Origin of the sequence: Streptomyces sp. NPDC090032, assembly GCF_044748025.1 — a bacterium.
Classification (GTDB): domain Bacteria; phylum Actinomycetota; class Actinomycetes; order Streptomycetales; family Streptomycetaceae; genus Streptomyces.
In genome coordinates, this window is sequence record NZ_JBIVFF010000016.1 from 24,665 (window position 1) to 40,577 (window position 15,913).

General features: G+C 71.1%; 15 protein-coding genes. 10 read left to right on the plus strand and 5 right to left on the minus strand.

Annotated features, from left to right (window positions below; genetic code table 11):
- Positions 1-107: 107 nt before the first annotated feature.
- From ACIPWY_RS33350 to ACIPWY_RS33365, 4 genes are all read left to right on the plus strand, one after another.
- Positions 108-998 carry a DMT family transporter gene (locus ACIPWY_RS33350; protein ID WP_362908737.1) on the plus strand — a complete coding sequence of 297 codons (891 nt, stop codon included), beginning with the start codon at positions 108-110 and terminating at the stop codon, positions 996-998.
- A 73-nt stretch (positions 999-1,071) separates the two neighbouring features.
- Positions 1,072-1,629 carry an NUDIX domain-containing protein gene (locus ACIPWY_RS33355; RefSeq protein WP_362908819.1) on the plus strand — a complete coding sequence of 186 codons (558 nt, stop codon included), beginning with the start codon at positions 1,072-1,074 and terminating at the stop codon, positions 1,627-1,629.
- A gap of 9 nt (positions 1,630-1,638) precedes the next feature.
- Entirely contained in the window at positions 1,639-2,031 is a 393-nt protein-coding gene (locus ACIPWY_RS33360) for a YidH family protein (RefSeq protein WP_100598136.1), read from the plus strand.
- Positions 2,028-2,381, plus strand: coding sequence for a DUF202 domain-containing protein (locus ACIPWY_RS33365; protein ID WP_362908738.1), 354 nt, complete (start codon positions 2,028-2,030; stop codon positions 2,379-2,381). The genes ACIPWY_RS33360 and ACIPWY_RS33365 overlap by 4 nt, the downstream gene beginning before the upstream one ends.
- Positions 2,382-2,411: 30 nt before the next feature.
- Here ACIPWY_RS33365 and ACIPWY_RS33370 read toward each other — a convergent pair whose 3' ends face one another.
- Positions 2,412-3,347 (minus strand): NADP-dependent oxidoreductase, encoded by a 936-nt coding sequence (locus tag ACIPWY_RS33370; protein WP_362908739.1) that lies wholly within the window; start codon positions 3,345-3,347, stop codon positions 2,412-2,414.
- Positions 3,348-3,433: 86 nt separating this feature from the next.
- Between ACIPWY_RS33370 and ACIPWY_RS33375 the strand changes: the two genes are divergently transcribed.
- The 3 genes from ACIPWY_RS33375 (at position 3,434) to ACIPWY_RS33385 (ending at position 6,169) form a co-directional block, all read left to right on the plus strand.
- Positions 3,434-3,730 (plus strand): hypothetical protein, encoded by a 297-nt coding sequence (locus ACIPWY_RS33375; RefSeq protein WP_362908740.1) that lies wholly within the window; start codon positions 3,434-3,436, stop codon positions 3,728-3,730.
- Between the two features lie 176 nt (positions 3,731-3,906).
- On the plus strand, positions 3,907-4,941 hold the full coding sequence (locus ACIPWY_RS33380) for a phosphotransferase family protein (RefSeq protein ID WP_362908741.1): 1,035 nt from the start codon (positions 3,907-3,909) through the stop codon (positions 4,939-4,941).
- Positions 4,942-4,948: 7 nt separating this feature from the next.
- A complete protein-coding gene (locus ACIPWY_RS33385) occupies positions 4,949-6,169 on the plus strand; it encodes an acyl-CoA dehydrogenase family protein (protein WP_393704819.1) in 1,221 nt (406 codons plus the stop codon).
- A 100-nt stretch (positions 6,170-6,269) separates the two neighbouring features.
- On the opposite strand, the gene ACIPWY_RS33390 is transcribed toward ACIPWY_RS33385, so the two are convergent.
- From ACIPWY_RS33390 to ACIPWY_RS33400, 3 genes are read right to left on the minus strand one after another with little or no spacing between them, the layout of a single operon-like run.
- On the minus strand, positions 6,270-6,863 hold the full coding sequence (locus ACIPWY_RS33390) for a TetR/AcrR family transcriptional regulator (protein ID WP_362908820.1): 594 nt from the start codon (positions 6,861-6,863) through the stop codon (positions 6,270-6,272).
- A 26-nt stretch (positions 6,864-6,889) separates the two neighbouring features.
- Positions 6,890-8,557: a class I adenylate-forming enzyme family protein gene (locus ACIPWY_RS33395; RefSeq protein ID WP_401536274.1), complete on the minus strand. Its 1,668-nt coding sequence runs from the start codon at positions 8,555-8,557 to the stop codon at positions 6,890-6,892.
- Complete coding sequence (locus ACIPWY_RS33400; protein ID WP_362908744.1) at positions 8,554-9,321, minus strand: SDR family oxidoreductase; 768 nt, start codon at positions 9,319-9,321, stop codon at positions 8,554-8,556. The genes ACIPWY_RS33395 and ACIPWY_RS33400 overlap by 4 nt, the downstream gene beginning before the upstream one ends.
- Before the next feature lie 148 nt (positions 9,322-9,469).
- On the opposite strand from ACIPWY_RS33400, the gene ACIPWY_RS33405 reads away from it, so the two are divergent.
- Positions 9,470-10,720 (plus strand): DUF1343 domain-containing protein, encoded by a 1,251-nt coding sequence (locus ACIPWY_RS33405; protein WP_362908745.1) that lies wholly within the window; start codon positions 9,470-9,472, stop codon positions 10,718-10,720.
- Between the two features lie 89 nt (positions 10,721-10,809).
- Positions 10,810-12,132: an MFS transporter gene (locus ACIPWY_RS33410; RefSeq protein WP_362908821.1), complete on the plus strand. Its 1,323-nt coding sequence runs from the start codon at positions 10,810-10,812 to the stop codon at positions 12,130-12,132.
- Positions 12,133-12,187: 55 nt separating this feature from the next.
- Here ACIPWY_RS33410 and ACIPWY_RS33415 read toward each other — a convergent pair whose 3' ends face one another.
- A complete protein-coding gene (locus ACIPWY_RS33415; RefSeq protein WP_362908746.1) occupies positions 12,188-15,043 on the minus strand; it encodes a penicillin acylase family protein in 2,856 nt (951 codons plus the stop codon).
- A 257-nt stretch (positions 15,044-15,300) separates the two neighbouring features.
- On the opposite strand from ACIPWY_RS33415, the gene ACIPWY_RS33420 reads away from it, so the two are divergent.
- The gene (locus ACIPWY_RS33420) at positions 15,301-15,903 is read left to right on the plus strand and encodes a hypothetical protein (protein WP_362908748.1); all 603 of its coding nucleotides are present in this window, start codon (positions 15,301-15,303) and stop codon (positions 15,901-15,903) included.
- Positions 15,904-15,913: the final 10 nt, after the last annotated feature.

Consider the following 15,913-nt stretch of genomic DNA (forward strand, 5'->3'; position numbering starts at 1 on the left):
GGTCACTCGCGGGGCAGTGCGTGCCGCGGGGCGCTATCGTCGGCGATATACCCGTGCACGACCCACCCACGGCCGATCTTGATACCTGCATTCTCGAGGTGCGCAGCGTGTCGGTTCTCGTACTCGTCCTCGCCGTCTCCGCGGCCTTCTGTCTAGGCATCGGATTCGTGCTCCAGCAGAACGCGGCGCAGCACGCCCCGCTGAGCGACTTCCTGTCGCCGCGCCTGCTCCTCGACCTCGTACGGGTGCCTCGCTGGCTGGGCGGCATAGGTTTCATGGTGTGCGGCATGGTGCTCGGCGCGATCGCGCTGGGCAACGGGGAGATCTCCCTCGTCGAGCCGCTGCTCGCGACCAACCTCCTGTTCGCGCTCGCCCTCTCGCGCCATCAGACCCGCCAGTCGCTCGGCAAACAGGGCTGGTCGGGCCTGGCCCTGCTCGCGGGCGGGGTGACGGCCTTCATCGTGGCGGGCGAGCCACGCAGCGGGGACGCGGTCACCGACCCGCTGCGGCGCTGGCTGATCATCGGCGTGATGGTGGGCGTCGCGCTGCTGCTCACGGCGTACGCGAAGAAGTCACGGATGAGCTCGGCCCCGGTCCTCCTCGGCGTGGCGGCCGGGCTTCTCTACGGGGTGCAGGACGCGCTGACGCGGATGAGCGGGCAGCTGTTCTCGTCGGGCGGCTGGTCGGGGTTGCTCACCAGCTGGCAGCCGTACGGGGTCCTGGTGCTCGGTGTCACGGGCCTGATCCTGGTGCAGAGCGCCTTCGAGATGGCGCCGCTGCGGATGTCGCTGCCCGCGCTGACGGCGGCCCAGCCGCTGGCGGGCATCGCGTGCGGGGTCGGTTTCATGGGCGACCAACTGCACACGGACGCCGGGGCGCTCGCCTGGCAGGCGACCGGGCTCACGGCGATCGTGGCGGGGATCGTGCTGCTGGGGATGCACCCGGCGATGCCGACCACGGGCCCTCGGGAGGGGAAACGGGCGGGGGCCGGGGTCTGAGCCGCCGGGATCTGAGCCGCCGGGGCCTGCCGGGTTCTGATGTCATGGGCGCATGACCCCTCCCACCGATCCCATGAACGCCGCTGACGCCCCGGACCCGGCGGCGGAGGTCCTCGACATCGTCGACGAGCACGACCGGGTGATCGGGCAGGCCCCGCGCGGCGAGGCCTACACCCGAGGGCTGCGCCACCGGTGCGTGTTCATCCAGGCGAGGGACGCCGCCGGCCGGATCTTCGTGCACCGCCGCACCCCGTCGAAGCTCGTGTTCCCGTCGCTGTACGACATGTTCGTCGGCGGAGTCGTGGGCGCGGGCGAGTCCTACGACGACGCGGCGCTGCGGGAGGCGGAGGAGGAGCTCGGCGTCCGCGGGCTGCCCCGCCCCGAGCCGCTGTTCAAGTTCCTGTACGACGGCGGAGCGGGCCGGACCTGGTGGTCGTACCTGTACGAGGTGCGCTGCGAGGTTCCGGTGGACCCGCAGGCCGAGGAGGTCGCCTGGCACGACTTCCTCACCGACGAGGAACTGGAGCGGCGGCTTCCCGAGTGGCCGTGGGTGCCGGACGGGCTCGACGCGTACGAGCGGCTGCGGGCCTACCGCGCAGGGGCCACGGGCCTGCCGACGCCGCCCGGATAAGGTCGCCCCGTGATCGAATTCGTGCGCAGTGTCCGCCTCTGGTTCGCGCCCGAGCGGGTCCGGGAGGACGGCGAGACACCCGACTACCGCTTCTCACTGGCCAACGAGCGTACGTTCCTGGCCTGGCTGCGCACGGCGCTCGCGCTGATCGGCGGCGGGTTCGCCGTGGACCAGTTCCTGCCGGACCTGCGCTGGGCGTGGCGGGCCGGTCTCGCGCTCGCGCTGCTCGCGGCGGGCGCCCTGTGCTCCCTGCGGGCCGTCAGCCACTGGGTGCGCTGCGAGCGGGCGATGCGGCGGGGCGAGGATCTGCCCGTCTCGCGGTTCCCTGCGCTGTTGAGCGTGGTCGTGGCGCTGGTGGCCGTCGCGATGGTGGTGGTCGTGCTGGCCGGGTGGGCGGGGTGAGCGGCCCGGCGGGGCCACCGTCGGCCGGCGACGGAGGAGCGCCCCGGCGCGATCCCGGGCTCCAGCCCGCGCGGACGCGGCTCGCCTGGCGGCGGACGACGCTGTCCTGCACCGTGGCGGCCGTTCTCGCCGCCAAGACGACGCTGAGCGGCGGCCCGGACACCCTCGGTGTGCTGGGCGCGGCCCTGTGCTTCCTGGCGTGGCTGGGGTTCTTGGCGGTGGCGCACCGCCGTATCCGCGATCTGGCGCTGTACGAGGCCCGGCCGCCCGTGCTGACCTCGCGCGCGGCCGTCGTGGCGGTGGTCTGCTCGGTGGCGCTAGCCGCGTTCGCCGCGGCGCTGGTGGTGTGACGGCGGTCTGCGCCGCTTCCTGCCCGTTCGTCAGTCGGCCCACGGCACAGTGACCACGATCTTGCCCCTCGTGCGGCCCTCGGCGCTCAGCCGCTGGGCGTCGGCGGTCCGCTCCAGCGGGAACGTCTCGTCGACGTGCACCGTGACCACGTCCTGTTCCGCGAGGTCCGTGAGGCGCTCGAGGTCGGCGGCGTCGGGGCGCACGAAGACGTAGCGCCCGCCCAGGTCGACGACCGAGGCGTCGGCGATGGACGCGAGCCGGCCGCCCGGCGCCAGCAGGTCCGCGGACACCTTCAGGGCCTCCCCGCCCACCGTGTCGAACGCGGCGTCCAAGCCCTCCGGAGCGAGCGCCCGCACGCGTTCGGTGAGCCCCTCCCCGTACGTGACCGGTTCGGCGCCCAGCTCCCGCAGGAAGTCGTGGTTGCGTTCGCTCGCCGTGCCGATGACGCGGGCACCGAAGTGGCGGGCCAACTGCACCGCGATCGATCCGACGCCGCCGGCCGCCGCGTGGACGAGCACCACGTCGCCCTCCTGCACGGCGAGGGCGCCGGTCAGGACCTGGTAGGCGGTGAGCCCGGCGAGCGGCAGTCCGGCGGCCTCCTCGTAGGAGAGGTTCCGGGGCTTGCGGGCCAGGGTGCGCACGGGCGCGGCGACATACTCGGCGAAGGTCCCGCGGGAGAGGAAGTCCTCGCGTACGTAGCCGATCACCTCGTCGCCGGTGGCGAACTCCGTGACGGAGGCGCCGGGCTGGACCACGACGCCGGACACGTCCCAGCCGGGGATCACCGGGAAGACGGCGTCGAGCGCCGGGGCCAGGTAGCCCTCGCGGGCCTTCCAGTCGACGGGGTTCACCGCCGCGGCCCTGATCTTCACCAGGACCGAGTCGGGCCCGACCTTGGGATCGCGCACCTCGCCGTATTCGAGTACCTCGGGACCGCCGTAGCCGCTGTAGCTGATCGCCTTCATCCGACGCACTCCTCGCGAAGGTCACAGGAACAGGCACAAGCGTTCCATACAGGAAGGATCCGGGCATTTCCGGCTAGCCTGAATCCATGACCACTCTCCACCAGGAACACCCCGTCCACGAGCACACCCACGGCGAGGGCTGCGGCCACACCGCCGTCCCGCACGGCGACCACGTCGACTACGCGCACGAGGGACATCTCCACGCGGAGCACAACGGCCACTGGGACGAGTGCGAGCCCGGCGCCCACACCACACACCAGGGCCACGAGCACCAGCACGGCCAGGACTGCGGGCACCAGGCCGTCGCGCACGGCGATCACGTCGACTACGTCCACGACGGGCACCGGCACGCGGAGCACGACGGTCACTGGGACGACCACTGACGGACCTGCGGTCGCGCGGGGTGCGGCCGGTGTTCTCGCCGGACGCACCCGCATCGCCCGTACACGGGCAGTAACGTACGAGATGGATCACGTTCGGCCCCCGCTCTAGACGACATACCGACCGGTCGGCATCATGTGAGGCGACACTGCTTCACACTGCCTCCGGAGGACATTCGATGAATGCCGGCCACCCCCCAGGTCTCGATCTCGACCAGCTGCGCGGCCACCTCGACCGGGAGCGCCCGGGGCTCGTGGCCGGTCCGCTGTCCGGGCGGATCGTCGAGGGCGGCCGGTCGAACCTCACGTACCTCGTCGGCGACGGCTCGTCGACCTGGGTCGTCCGGCGCCCTCCGCTGGGCCATGTGCTCGCCACCGCGCACGACATGAAGCGCGAGCACCGGGTGATCAGCGCCCTGCACCCGACCTCCGTGCCGGTGCCCGAGGCGCTGCTGCTGTGCGAGGACGACAGCGTGCTCGGCGCGCCGTTCTACGTGATGGAGTACGTGACGGGCACGCCGTACCGCACGGCCGACGAGCTCGCGCCGCTGGGCCCCGAGCGCACCCGCGCCGCCGTGCTCGCCCTCGTGGACACCCTCGTCGACCTGCACGCCGTGGACCCCGCCGAGGTCGGCCTCGCGGACTTCGGGCGGCCCGAGGGGTTCCTCGACCGGCAGCTGCGGCGCTGGGGCAAGCAGCTCGACGCGTCCAGGAACCGCGAGCTGGCCGGGGTCGACGAGCTGCACGCGGCCCTCGGCCGCTCGCTGCCCACCTCGCCCGCGCCCACGATCGTGCACGGCGACTACCGCCTCGACAACGTCCTGATCAACGAGGACGCCGACGGCGTCGACCGCATCAAGGCGATCCTCGACTGGGAGATGTCCACGCTCGGTGACCCGCTCACCGACCTGGGCCTGCTGGTGATGTACAGCGCGAAGCTGGACCTGCCCGACTCCCCCATCTCCACGACCGCCACGGCCGCCGGGCACCCCACCCCCGCCGAGATCGTCGAGCGGTACGCCGCGCGCTCGGGGCGCGACGTGTCCGCCGTCTCCTGGTACACGGCCTTCGCCTGGTTCAAGCTCGCCGTGATCCTCGAAGGCATCCACTACCGCTACACGCTCGGTCAGACCGTCGGCGCCGGCTTCGACCGCATCGGCGAGCTCGTGCCCGTCTTCATCGACCACGGCCTGACGACTCTCCAGAAGGGCTGACCCGCACATGGACTTCGCATTCGACGCGCGCACCGAGGAACTGCGGGCGAAACTCCTCGCCTTCATGGACGAGCACGTGTACCCGGCCGAGGCCGTCGCGCACGAGCAGCGGGCCCAGCTCGCCTCCCCGTGGGACACCCCGGCCGTCGTCGAGGAGCTGAAGGCCGAGGCCAGGCGGCAGGGCCTGTGGAACCTCTTCCTGCCCGACGCGGAGCACGGCGCCGGGCTGACCAACCTCCAGTACGCGCCGCTGGCCGAAATCACCGGCCGCAGCCCGCAGTTGGCGCCCACGGCCCTCAACTGCGCGGCCCCCGACACCGGCAACATGGAGGTGCTGTCCCAGTTCGGCGACGAGCACCAGAAGAAGCAGTGGCTGGAGCCGCTGCTCGCCGGTGAGATCCGCTCGGCGTTCGCGATGACCGAGCCCGAGGTGGCCTCCTCGGACGCCACGAACATCACCACGCTCATCGAGCGCTCCGCCGACGGCTCCGAGTACGTCATCACCGGCCGCAAGTGGTACATCTCCGGGGCGATGAACCCGGACTGCAAGATCTTCATCGTGATGGGCAAGACGGACCCCGAGGGCGCGGACATCCGCCGCCAGCAGTCCATGGTGCTCGTCCCCCGCGACACCCCCGGCCTCGAGATCCGGCGCGCCATGCAGGTGTACGGGTACGAGGACCACTACCACGGCGGTCACGCCGAGGTCGTCTTCGACCAGGTCCGCGTGCCCGCGAGCAACCTGATCGGCGAGGAGGGCGGCGGCTTCGCCATCGCCCAGGCGCGGCTCGGTCCCGGCCGTATCCACCACTGCATGCGCCTGATCGGCATGGCCGAGCGGGCCATCGAGCTGATGTGCAAGCGGGCCGTGGCCCGTACCGCCTTCGGCAAGCCGCTGGCCCAGCAGGGCGTCGTACAGGGGTGGATCGCGGACGCACGGGTCGCGGTGGAGCAGCTGCGCCTGCTCGTCCTGAAGACGGCCTGGCTGATGGACACCGTCGGCAACAAGGGCGCCCACACGGAGATCCAGTCCATCAAGATCGCCACGCCGCGCACCGTCGTCGACATCATCGACCAGGCCGTGCAGCTGCACGGAGCGGGCGGTGTCAGCCAGGACTTCCCGCTGGCCGAGCTGTGGGCGGGCGCGCGCACGCTGCGTCTCGCGGACGGCCCCGACGAGGTCCACCAGCGCTCGCTGGCCCGGCGCGAGCTGAAGAAGTACCTGTGACGCGGTGACACCGTGACGGCCTGACGGCGTGACGGCGAAGGGCCCCCGCACTCGGCGTGAGTGCGGGGGCCCTTCGGCTTGTGTCGGTGCGTGCGCGACGTCAGGGACGCAGGGCGCGCAGCAGCAGGTCCGCGAGGTGGTCCGCGACCTCCTGCGGGCCGAGCGGACCGCCCGGGCGGTACCAGGTGGAGAGGTGATGCACGGACCCGAAGTGGTAGTCGACCACCAGGTCGGCGGGCGTGGCCGTGGAGAACACGCCGGACCGCTGGCCCTCTTCGATCAAGGCCCTGAACCGCTCGTGGTAGCGCCGCCGTTCGGCCCGCACCTGCTTGTTCTTCTCCGGGCTGAGGTGCTGCAGGGAGCGGAAGAAGATCGACGCGTCGTCGAGGTTCTCGATGGTCGTGACGACCACGTCCGCGGCGGCGTCGCGCAACCGCTGCTCCACCGGCGCGTCGGCGTCCGCGAACGCGTCTAGGCGCTCCTGCTGCACGCGGAGCACGCGCGCGTACACCTCGTGCAGCAGGTCGTCCTTCGAGCCGAAGTAGTGGTAGAGCGCGCCCTTGGTGACACCGGCCGCCTCGACGATCTCCTGGACCGAGGTGCGGTCGTAACCGCGCTCGGCGAAGAGCCGGGTGGCGGCGGCGAGCAGCCTCTGAGGGACGGGCGTACCGTCTCCGTCCGACGTCCTGGGCACTGCCGCCACCTGCCTTTCTCCTGCGATCAGCTGTTCTGTGTACGGGAACGCAGTTCCCGCCGGAGGATCTTCCCACTCGTCGTCTTCGGCAGCTCGGGCAGGATCTGAACCTCACGCGGGTACTTGTACGCGGCGAGCCGTTCCTTGCAGTGGGCGGACAGCTCGTCCGGGCCCACCGAGGCCCCCGGGCGCAGGCTCACGTACGCCCTGACCGTCTCCCCGCGATAGGGGTCGGGGACACCGACGACGGCGGCCTCGCGTACGGCCTCGTGGGTGTAGAGGACGTCCTCGACCTCGCGGGGCCAGACCTTGAAGCCGGACGCGTTGATCATGTCCTTCTTGCGGTCGACGACGTAGAGCCAGCCGTTCGCGTCCATGAAGCCGATGTCGCCGGTGCGCAGTTCGCCGTCGGGGAAGGACTCGGCGGTGGCGTCGGGGCGCTTCCAGTAGCCGGGCACGACCTGGGGGCCGCGGACGGCGATCTCGCCCTGCTCGCCGAAGGGCACCTCCTGGCCGAGGTCGTCCACGATCCGCACGACGCTCTCGGGTCCCGGGACGCCGACGGCGAGGGTGCCGGAGACGGGGTCGACCGGGGCTTCGAGGCCGGGTGGCACGGAGGCGCAGGGGGCGGTGCACTCGGTGAGGCCGTAGCCGTTGTGGATGTAAGGGCCGAAGCCGGCCCGGAACTTCTCCACGAGGGCGGGCGGCACCGGGGCGCCGCCGGACGAGATCGAGTGGAAGGACGCGAAGTGATCGGGGGTCGCGGCCGGGTGCGCGGCGAGCGCCATGAACGCGGTCGAGGGGCCCACGGTGTAGGCGGGCCGGTGCTCGGCGAACGCGTCCAGGACGACGCCGGCCTCGAAGCGGTACGCGAGGACGAGGGTGCCCGTGTTCGCGAAGGAGGAGACCAGCTCGCAGACCATGCCGGTGATGTGGAAGAGCGGCGCGAGCCCGAAGTACGTGCCGCCCTCGGGGATGCCGAGTCCGCTGCGCTGGCGCTCGGCGTTGTACGTGATGTTGCGGTGCAGGTTCGTGGCGCCCTTGGGCGTGCCGCTGGTGCCGGAGGTGTAGCTGATGAGCGCGATGTCGTCCGGGCCGGGGTCGCGGCCTTCGGGCGCCGGGTGGCCCTGCCGGGCGACCGCAAGGAGGTCGTCGGCGTCCTCGGCCTGCGGCTCGACGCGCTCGAACTTCAGGACGCGCTCGTCGCCCCGCGTCTGGAGGTCGAGTTCGCAGGCGGTGAGCACGATCCGTACGGAAGAGTCCGCGGCGGTCTCGCGCAGATACGCGTCCCAGGCCCGGTCCGAGCAGATCAGGGCGGTGACGTCGGCGTCGTGCAGGACGTGGGTGACCTCGCCCGACTTGTACATCGGGTTGACCGGGACGACCGTGGCGCCCGCCTTGTAGGCGGCGAGAAGGCCGATCACGAAGTGCGGGGAGTTCTGCAGCATGAGGGCGGCGCGGTCGCCGCGCTCGAGGCCGCGCGCGGCGAGGTGCCCGGCGACGGAGTCGCTGAGCTCGTCGAGCTCCCGGTAGCTGAGGCGGCCGTCGAAGTAGGCGACGGCGGTGCGGTCGGGGGCGGTGCGGACCGCGGCGCGGAAGGCGTGCAGCACGGAGTCGGCCGGGGTGACCGGCGCGCGCTGTGCCTCGGTGAGCCGGCCGAGCCACGGCTTGGCCGCGTAGATGGAGGAGCTCACTTCTGTGCGGCCTCCCACTTCTGCTGGATGTGGTTCATGTTCGACAACCAACGGTCGGGCGTCGCGGCCCTGGCTGCGTAGTACCCGGCGACCTCGGGGTGCGGGAGGATCAGGAAGCGGTCCTCCTCCATGCCCGCGAAGAGCGCGTCGGCGACGTCCTCGGGCTCGATCGCGGTCGGCGCGAGGACGAGCTCCCCGGCCGATCCGGCGGCGGTGAGCATGTCCGTACGCACGCCCTGGGGGCAGATCGCGTGGACCTTGAGCCCGCGGTGACCGTAGGTGAGGGAGAGCCACTCGGCGAAGGCGTACGCGCCGTGCTTGGTGACGCTGTAGGGCGCGGCGCCGACCATCGTGAGCAGTCCCGCCGCGGAGACGGTGGAGACGAAGCGGCCGCTGCCGCGCTCCAGCCAGCCGGGCAGCAGGGCCTTCGCGGCGCGGACATGGGCCATGACGTTGACGTCCCAGGCGTCGGCCCAGATCTGTTCGTCGGCGTCCTCGGTGCCGCCGGAGGCGAGCCCCGCGTTGGCGCAGTAGACGTCCACGGCGCCGTCCAGGGCGTCCAGCGCCTCGGGCACGATCTCGGAGGCGTCGCCCGGGACCGCTCTGGCGCCGATCTCGTCCGCGACCGCCTTGGCCTTCCCCGCGTCCAGGTCGTTCACGACGACGCGCGCTCCCGAAGCGGCGAAGCGGCGGGCGAGTGCGGCTCCGATGCCGCCTCCCGCGCCGGTGACGACGACCCCCGTGCCGTGCAGGCTGTCCACCATCGGTCTCCCTTGACTCGACATCGGTCACAGACTAAGCAGTCGGTCAGCTCAACGGAAGGGGTGTCGGTGTCCTGCTTCGTTCCGCGGGAGCACTGCGCGCGCTAGCGTGCGTGCACATGCCACCTTCCGCGATCACGGAGGTCACCACATGAACGTGTCCAGACGGAGCCTGCTCGCCGCCACCACCGCATCGGCGGTGGCCGCGACGGCGGGCGCCGCGTCCCCCGCGCTCGCCGCGGAGAAGGCCGGCGGACGGCTCCGCACCGGTTTCGAGCGGCTCGCGGCCGACGGATACCGGATCCTCGCCGGGCAGAAGGTCGGCTTCGTGACCAACCCGACCGGCGTCACGCGCGACGTCAGGCACATCGTCGACGTGATGCACGCCGACGAACGCGTGAAGCTGACCGCGGTGTTCGGCCCCGAGCACGGTTTCCGCGGCACGGCGCAGGCCGGCGGCTCGGAGGGGCGCTACGACGACCCGGCGACCGGACTGCCCGTCTACGACACCTACTTGAAGAGCGGGCAGGCGCTGGCGGACATCTTCACCGCGTCCGGTGTCGACACGGTCGTCTTCGACATCCAGGACGCGGGCGCCCGCTTCTACACGTACATCTGGACGCTCTACGACTGCATGGAGGCCGCGCAGCTCGCGGGCAAGAAGTTCGTGGTGCTCGACCGGCCGAACCCGGTGACCGGCCGGAACGCCTACGGCCCGGTCCTGCACAAGGAGTTCGCGACGTTCGTCGGCCGCCGCGAGATCTCCCAGGCCCACGGGATGACCGTCACGGAACTGGCGCGCCTGTTCAACGGCGAGTACCTGGCGAAGCCCGTCGAGCTGCAGACGGTCCTGATGACGGGGTGGAAGCGGCGCGACTTCTACGACGCGTCGGGGCTGCCGTGGGTGCCGCCGAGCCCGAACATGCCGACGCCCGACACCGCGCTCGTCTACTCGGGCACCTGCCTGTTCGAGGGCACGAACCTCTCCGAGGGCCGCGGTACGACCCGCCCCTTCGAACTGCTCGGCGCCGAGGACGTCGACGGGCGCTGGGCGGCCGCCGCCAATGAACTCCGCCTGCCCGGCGTGGACTTCCGCGAGGCGTACTTCGCGCCGACGTTCTCCAAGTTCCAGGGCAAGACGATCGGCGGTGTGCAGATCCACGTCAGGGACCGGGCCGCGTACGACCCCGTTCGTACCGGCATCGCGCTCCTGGTGACGGCGAAGAAGTCCTGGAGCGGCTTCGCCTGGCGCTCGGACAACTGGATCGACAAGCTCACGGGGTCCACGCAGGTGCGGACGATGATCGACGCCGGGGCGTCCACGGACGAGGTGGTCGCGGCGTGGCAGGGCGAACTGGCGGCGTTCCGGGCGGTGCGCGCCCGGTACCTGACGTACAAGTAGGGCCCGCCCGGGGGGTCGTCTCGCGATACGGGACGACCCATTCCGCGTATTGACTGCCCTGCACACGCACAACCACTGTGCAGTACGTGCTGAAAGACGACTCCACCAGGCAGGACACGGTCACCGGCGCGGATTCTGACGGGGACAGCCCCGAGAGCCTGCGCCGCGTGGCCGTCGCCAGTTTCATCGGGACCGCGATCGAGTTCTACGACTTCTACGTCTACGGAACGGCCGCCGCCCTCGTCCTCAACGACGCGTTCTTCCCGAACCTCTCCTCCCTCAACGCCACCCTCGCGTCCTTCTCGACGTACGCCGTGGCCTTCGCGGCCCGCCCCATCGGCTCGCTCCTGTTCGGCCACTTCGGCGACCGTGTCGGCCGCAAGTCCGTCCTCGTCGCCTCGCTGCTCCTGATGGGCCTGTCGACGGCGTGCGTCGGCCTGCTGCCCGGGTACGGCACCTTGGGCGTGTGGGCGCCGGTGCTGCTCGTCCTGCTGCGCTTCCTCCAGGGCGTGGGCCTCGGCGGCGAGTGGGGCGGGGCCGCGCTGCTCGCCGTGGAACACGCGCCACGCGGCAAGCGCGGGCTGTTCGCGGCGTTCCCCCAACTCGGCCCGTCCGTGGGCTTCTTCGCGGCGACCGGCATCTTCTGGGTCCTGTCGACGACGCTCGACGACGCGGCGTTCCACTCCTGGGGCTGGCGCGTGCCGTTCCTGCTCTCCTTCCTGCTGGTCGCCGTCGGCCTCTTCGTGCGGCTGAAGATCAGCGAGACGCCGGTGTTCGCGAAGGTGATGAAGGAGCAGGAGGCGAGCAAGGCGCCTGCCCTGGAGGTCTTCAAGCGGCACCCCCGCGAGATCCTGCTCGGCGCGGGCGGCATGGTCGTCGCGTACGGGCTCTTCTACACCGCCACCACGTACTGCCTCGCCTACGGCACCACGACCCTCGGCGTCCCGCGCAACACGATGCTCGCGGTCTCACTCGTCGCCTGCCTCTTCCTCGCGGCGGGCACATGGCTGGCCGCGACCCGCTCCGACGCGGGCGGGCGCCGCAAGCTGGTGCTCGCCGGCGCCGGGCTCGCGGTGGTCTGGGGTCTGGTCCTCTTCCCGCTGATGGACACCGAGCAGCCCGTGCTGATCGCGCTCGCCCTGGGCGGCGCGCTGTTCTGCATGGGTGTCGTGTACGGGCCGATGGGCGCGTATCTGCCGGAGCTGTTCGGGGTGCGCGTGCGCTACTCCGGGGCTTCCTTCGCGTACAACCTGGGCGGGGTGCTCGGCGGTGCGGTGGCGCCGCTCGTGGCGACGCGGCTCCAGGGCGAGTTCGGCTCGGCCTCGGTGGGCTGGTACGTCAGCGCGATGGCCGTCGTCTCCCTGCTCTGCGTGCTCGCCCTGCCGGAGACGCGGGAGCGCGAACTCGGCTGACCTGCGGCTGACCTTCCATGGAGCACGCACGCGCGTGCCCCATGGAAGCGGTCGACTACGGCCGGTGTGAGGGAAATTCGACGACCTGCTGGTACGTCGGACGGTTCTGCCACTGGATCCCTCGGTGCGTGATGCCGCCGAGGGCCCGGTGGATGATCGTGTCCGAGCACCACTGGTCGCCGGCCTTGCACGCGTCGTCGCCGGGGTAGACCTCGGCTGCGGGCTTGGCGACCGCCTGCACGAGCGTGGCGAGCAGGGCGTCGCGGCAGGCGTCGAGCTTGCCGCCACCGCAGTAGGCGGCACCCAGCTTGCCCTTCACCGGCTGGCCGAGGACCGTGCGCAGGTCCTTGTCGACGTAGCCCCACCAGCCGTACTGGAAGGCCGATCCCGCGTGCGCGCCGGTCGGGCCGTGGCCCGCGGACGGCGACTCGTCGACCGTCAGCTGGCCGGTGAGCGCCCCGTACAGGTCACTCCCGAGGCCGGGTTCGAACTCGGCCTTCACCAGGAGCGGCCACCAGGCGTCCATGATGCGTACGGCGTCCGGGTGCGCGTAGGTGTGTGAGCCGGCCGAGGTCTGGTTGCGCTGGGCGCCCGCCTTGCGCCAGGCCTCCAACTGCTGCACGGCCTTGTTCAGGGCCGGGTCGTCCACGGGCTTGCTGCGGACGACCTTGAGGATCTCGGGCAGCACCTGCTCGCCCCGCAGATCCGTGAGCGCTGCCTCCTCCATGGCCTGGGTGAGCGAGGCCCTGGTGACGCCGCCCTCGGCCGTGAGCTTCTTCACCCGGTCGTCGAGCAGATTCGCGCGGTGTACGGCGCCGAGGCTGAAGTTCGCGGCGCCGAACCCCTTGGCCTGCTTGTTGTTCCAGGAGATGTAGTAGTCCTGGTCGACGGAGTTCGGGTGCTGGGACGGCGGGGTGTACGCGGCCGTGTTGTCCTTGGGGTCGAAGTCCCGCCACTCGTAGGCCTTCTCGGCCTTCACCGGGAAGGAGGCGTCGACGTCGTCGGCGCGCACCGGGTTGGCGCCGCTGTTGTAGTACGCGATGTCGCGCGAGTCGGCGTAGAACCAGTTGAAGGCGTAGCTGATGTGCTGCGCGGCCTTCTCGAAGGTCGCGGCGTCCTTGACGTACGACGGGTCGTTCAGCATCTGGAAGCCGATGATGGAGTCGGCCTCGTGCCGGTACGTCGAGCGCAGCGAGGTGTACGCGACGGGCTTGCCGTCGGCCGTCGCGCGGTGCGTGACGATGCCGTACTTCGTGCGGAAGACCTGCATCCGGTAGGAGCCGGCCGCCGTGGAGTCGGCGAGCGTCGGCTTCCAGGCGTTCTTCCTCTCCAGCTTCTCCATGGGCGTGCAGGTGCCGCGGTACAGGTAGTTGATGGACTCCTTGGTGGGGGTGCCACCGCCCGGCTCGCACAGCTCCACGGCGTACGTGTCCGTGATGTCCTGGCCCGCCGAGGTCGCCGACCAGGCGTAGTCCTGGCCGCGGCCGAGCTGGATGTACATCCCGACACCCGCGAACGAGACGCCGCGCGCGCTGATGCCCGGACCCTGCAGCTCCTGCATCATCAGCAGCTGCGGGGCGAAGTACCCGGTCTGCGGGCCGAACACGGCGACCGGGTGGCCGGACGCGGTGTGCTTGCCGGAGACGAGGAGGGCGTTGGACATGCCCTTCTTCGAGTCGGAGTTGCGGAACGTGTCCGCGGGCAGCACTCCCTTGTCGTACATGCCCTGGAGCGGCTTGAGCTTCGCCGGTGCCTTGACGGGGGTCTTGCGCCCCGCCTCGGCCGGCTTGGCCGAGCCCTCACGGTCGTAGACGAGCGGTTCGCTCTCGACGGTGCCCTGGTCGGGCAGGGCCTGCCCGCGCGGGTTCTTCGGTTTGGCGCCGTAGGGGAAGCTCGTGCCGTCGTGGATGGTCGCCACGGCCTCGGGGTCGTCGCGCCCGCGGAATGACTCCCAGACCTCGGTGCCCCGCTCGACGCCGTACTTCTGCTGCGCCGACAGCAGGGAGAGGGCCTGCCCGACCTCTCCCCCGCCGCCGCCCCCGAAGAGGCCGCCGACGACCGAGGCGAGCGCGATCATGTCGGTCACCTTGAACGGCTGGATCTCGCCCACGTTCGTGATCGCGTCGATCTTGCCGGTCAGGACGTACTCGCCGGGGAAGTAGCGGCCGTTCTTCGACTTCTCGCGATAGGCGTTGAGCCCGTCGATATAGGCCTGCGCGTCGTCCATGGCCTGCTTGCCGCGCTCGCCCTGCGTGGTCCTGATGTACTCGACCTGCTGCTCCAGGTCCTGCTCGGTGTACGGGGCCTGCGGCCAGAACTCCTGCTCGAGCCCCTGGTTGGCGAGGGCTCCGCCCGCGAACGACGTGAGCTCGCCCCGGCCGATGTGCCGGAACAGGTCGATCAGCCAGAGACGGTCCTGACCTGCGGCGTAGCCGGCGCCGAACTCTGTTCCGTAACGCGTGGAACCTTTGACGTGGGGTACACCGTTCTTCTTGTCACGGGTGATCGTCACATCGTCGCGGGGGCGCGTGACGGATCCGACCTGACCATCGGGGACCCCGAAGGAGGAGTCGTTGAAGAACTGGGTGAGGGTGTCGTCCGTCAAGGACGGGTACCCGGCGGCGAGCGCGTCGTAGGGGCCGAGTTGATCGTCTGCGTGGGCGGGCTGGGTGCCGAAGAGACGGTGGCCGAGAATCTCGGCCAGCGTGGCGCTGCCGTTCGCGCCGGGCGGCAGGATGTCCGCGCACCGGCCGGCGCAGTAGTCGGGCGCCGGTGCCGGCTCCGCGGCGGACGCCTCGCCGGCCGGGGACAGCAGCCCCGCCGCGAGGACGAACACCGCGGTGGCGGCCGTGTGCTGGAGAGTTCTACGGAGGCTTCTGTGCTGGGTGGTTCGTGGGGTGCGCCGTCGCATGCCTGATCCTCCCGACGATGGTGCGCCGGAGGTTACCGGCGGTAGGCGCCCGACTGAAGATGAACATGCGTCACCTTTTCGGAATCGCCACACGCGACCCCCTGGGACCTACCCGCCCCGAGAGGTGCCGCTGATGGAGTCCATCGGAAATCGGATGGACGGGCATGGATCCGAATCGAGTGTCGATACGTCTATTCGGCGACGTCCGTTCGACGACGACGCCGAAGTACATGTACGTGTGACGGAGGTGCAGGGCGATGGCCGGATTCCGGAGTCTGGCGAGACAGGCGCGCGACCCGCGCAATGATCTGGCACTGCGGCGGTACTCGCTGCGCAAGTGCCTGGAGCGGTTTGCCCCTTACGGGCACCGGGCGACCTGGGACCACCTGTGTTCGCGGGCCGGGTTCGATCCCGAGGACCGCTCCCCCGAGCCGGCGCGGCTGACGGCCGCGCTCGACGAGCTCGAGGAAGCACGGGCGGTCTGGCTCGCGTACGAGACGCAGTTCGCGGAGCGCCGCCGCAAGGAGAAGCACGACGGGCTGCGTAGGCCGGGCTCGGTCGACGACTGGCACCGGCTGACCTGGGGAGGCTTCGGCGTCGCCTGGTGCGACGACCCGATGGTGCACCCCTCCGGACCCCTCGCGGAGGTCCTGCGCCGGCTGATCGCGGCCCTGGAGCGCGAGCCCGGCACGGCCTGTCCCGTCTGCACCGGAACGGCACTCCTCTGGAAGCACGACCTGGCGCACGAACCGTCGTCAGGACCGGTCTGCACCCACTGCGGCATCGTGGTGCCGCGCCCCGTCCTCACCCCCGAGTCCCTGGCCGGAGCCTGGCGGGCCCGGGTCCTTGTCTCGGCGTGAGCGCATCGGC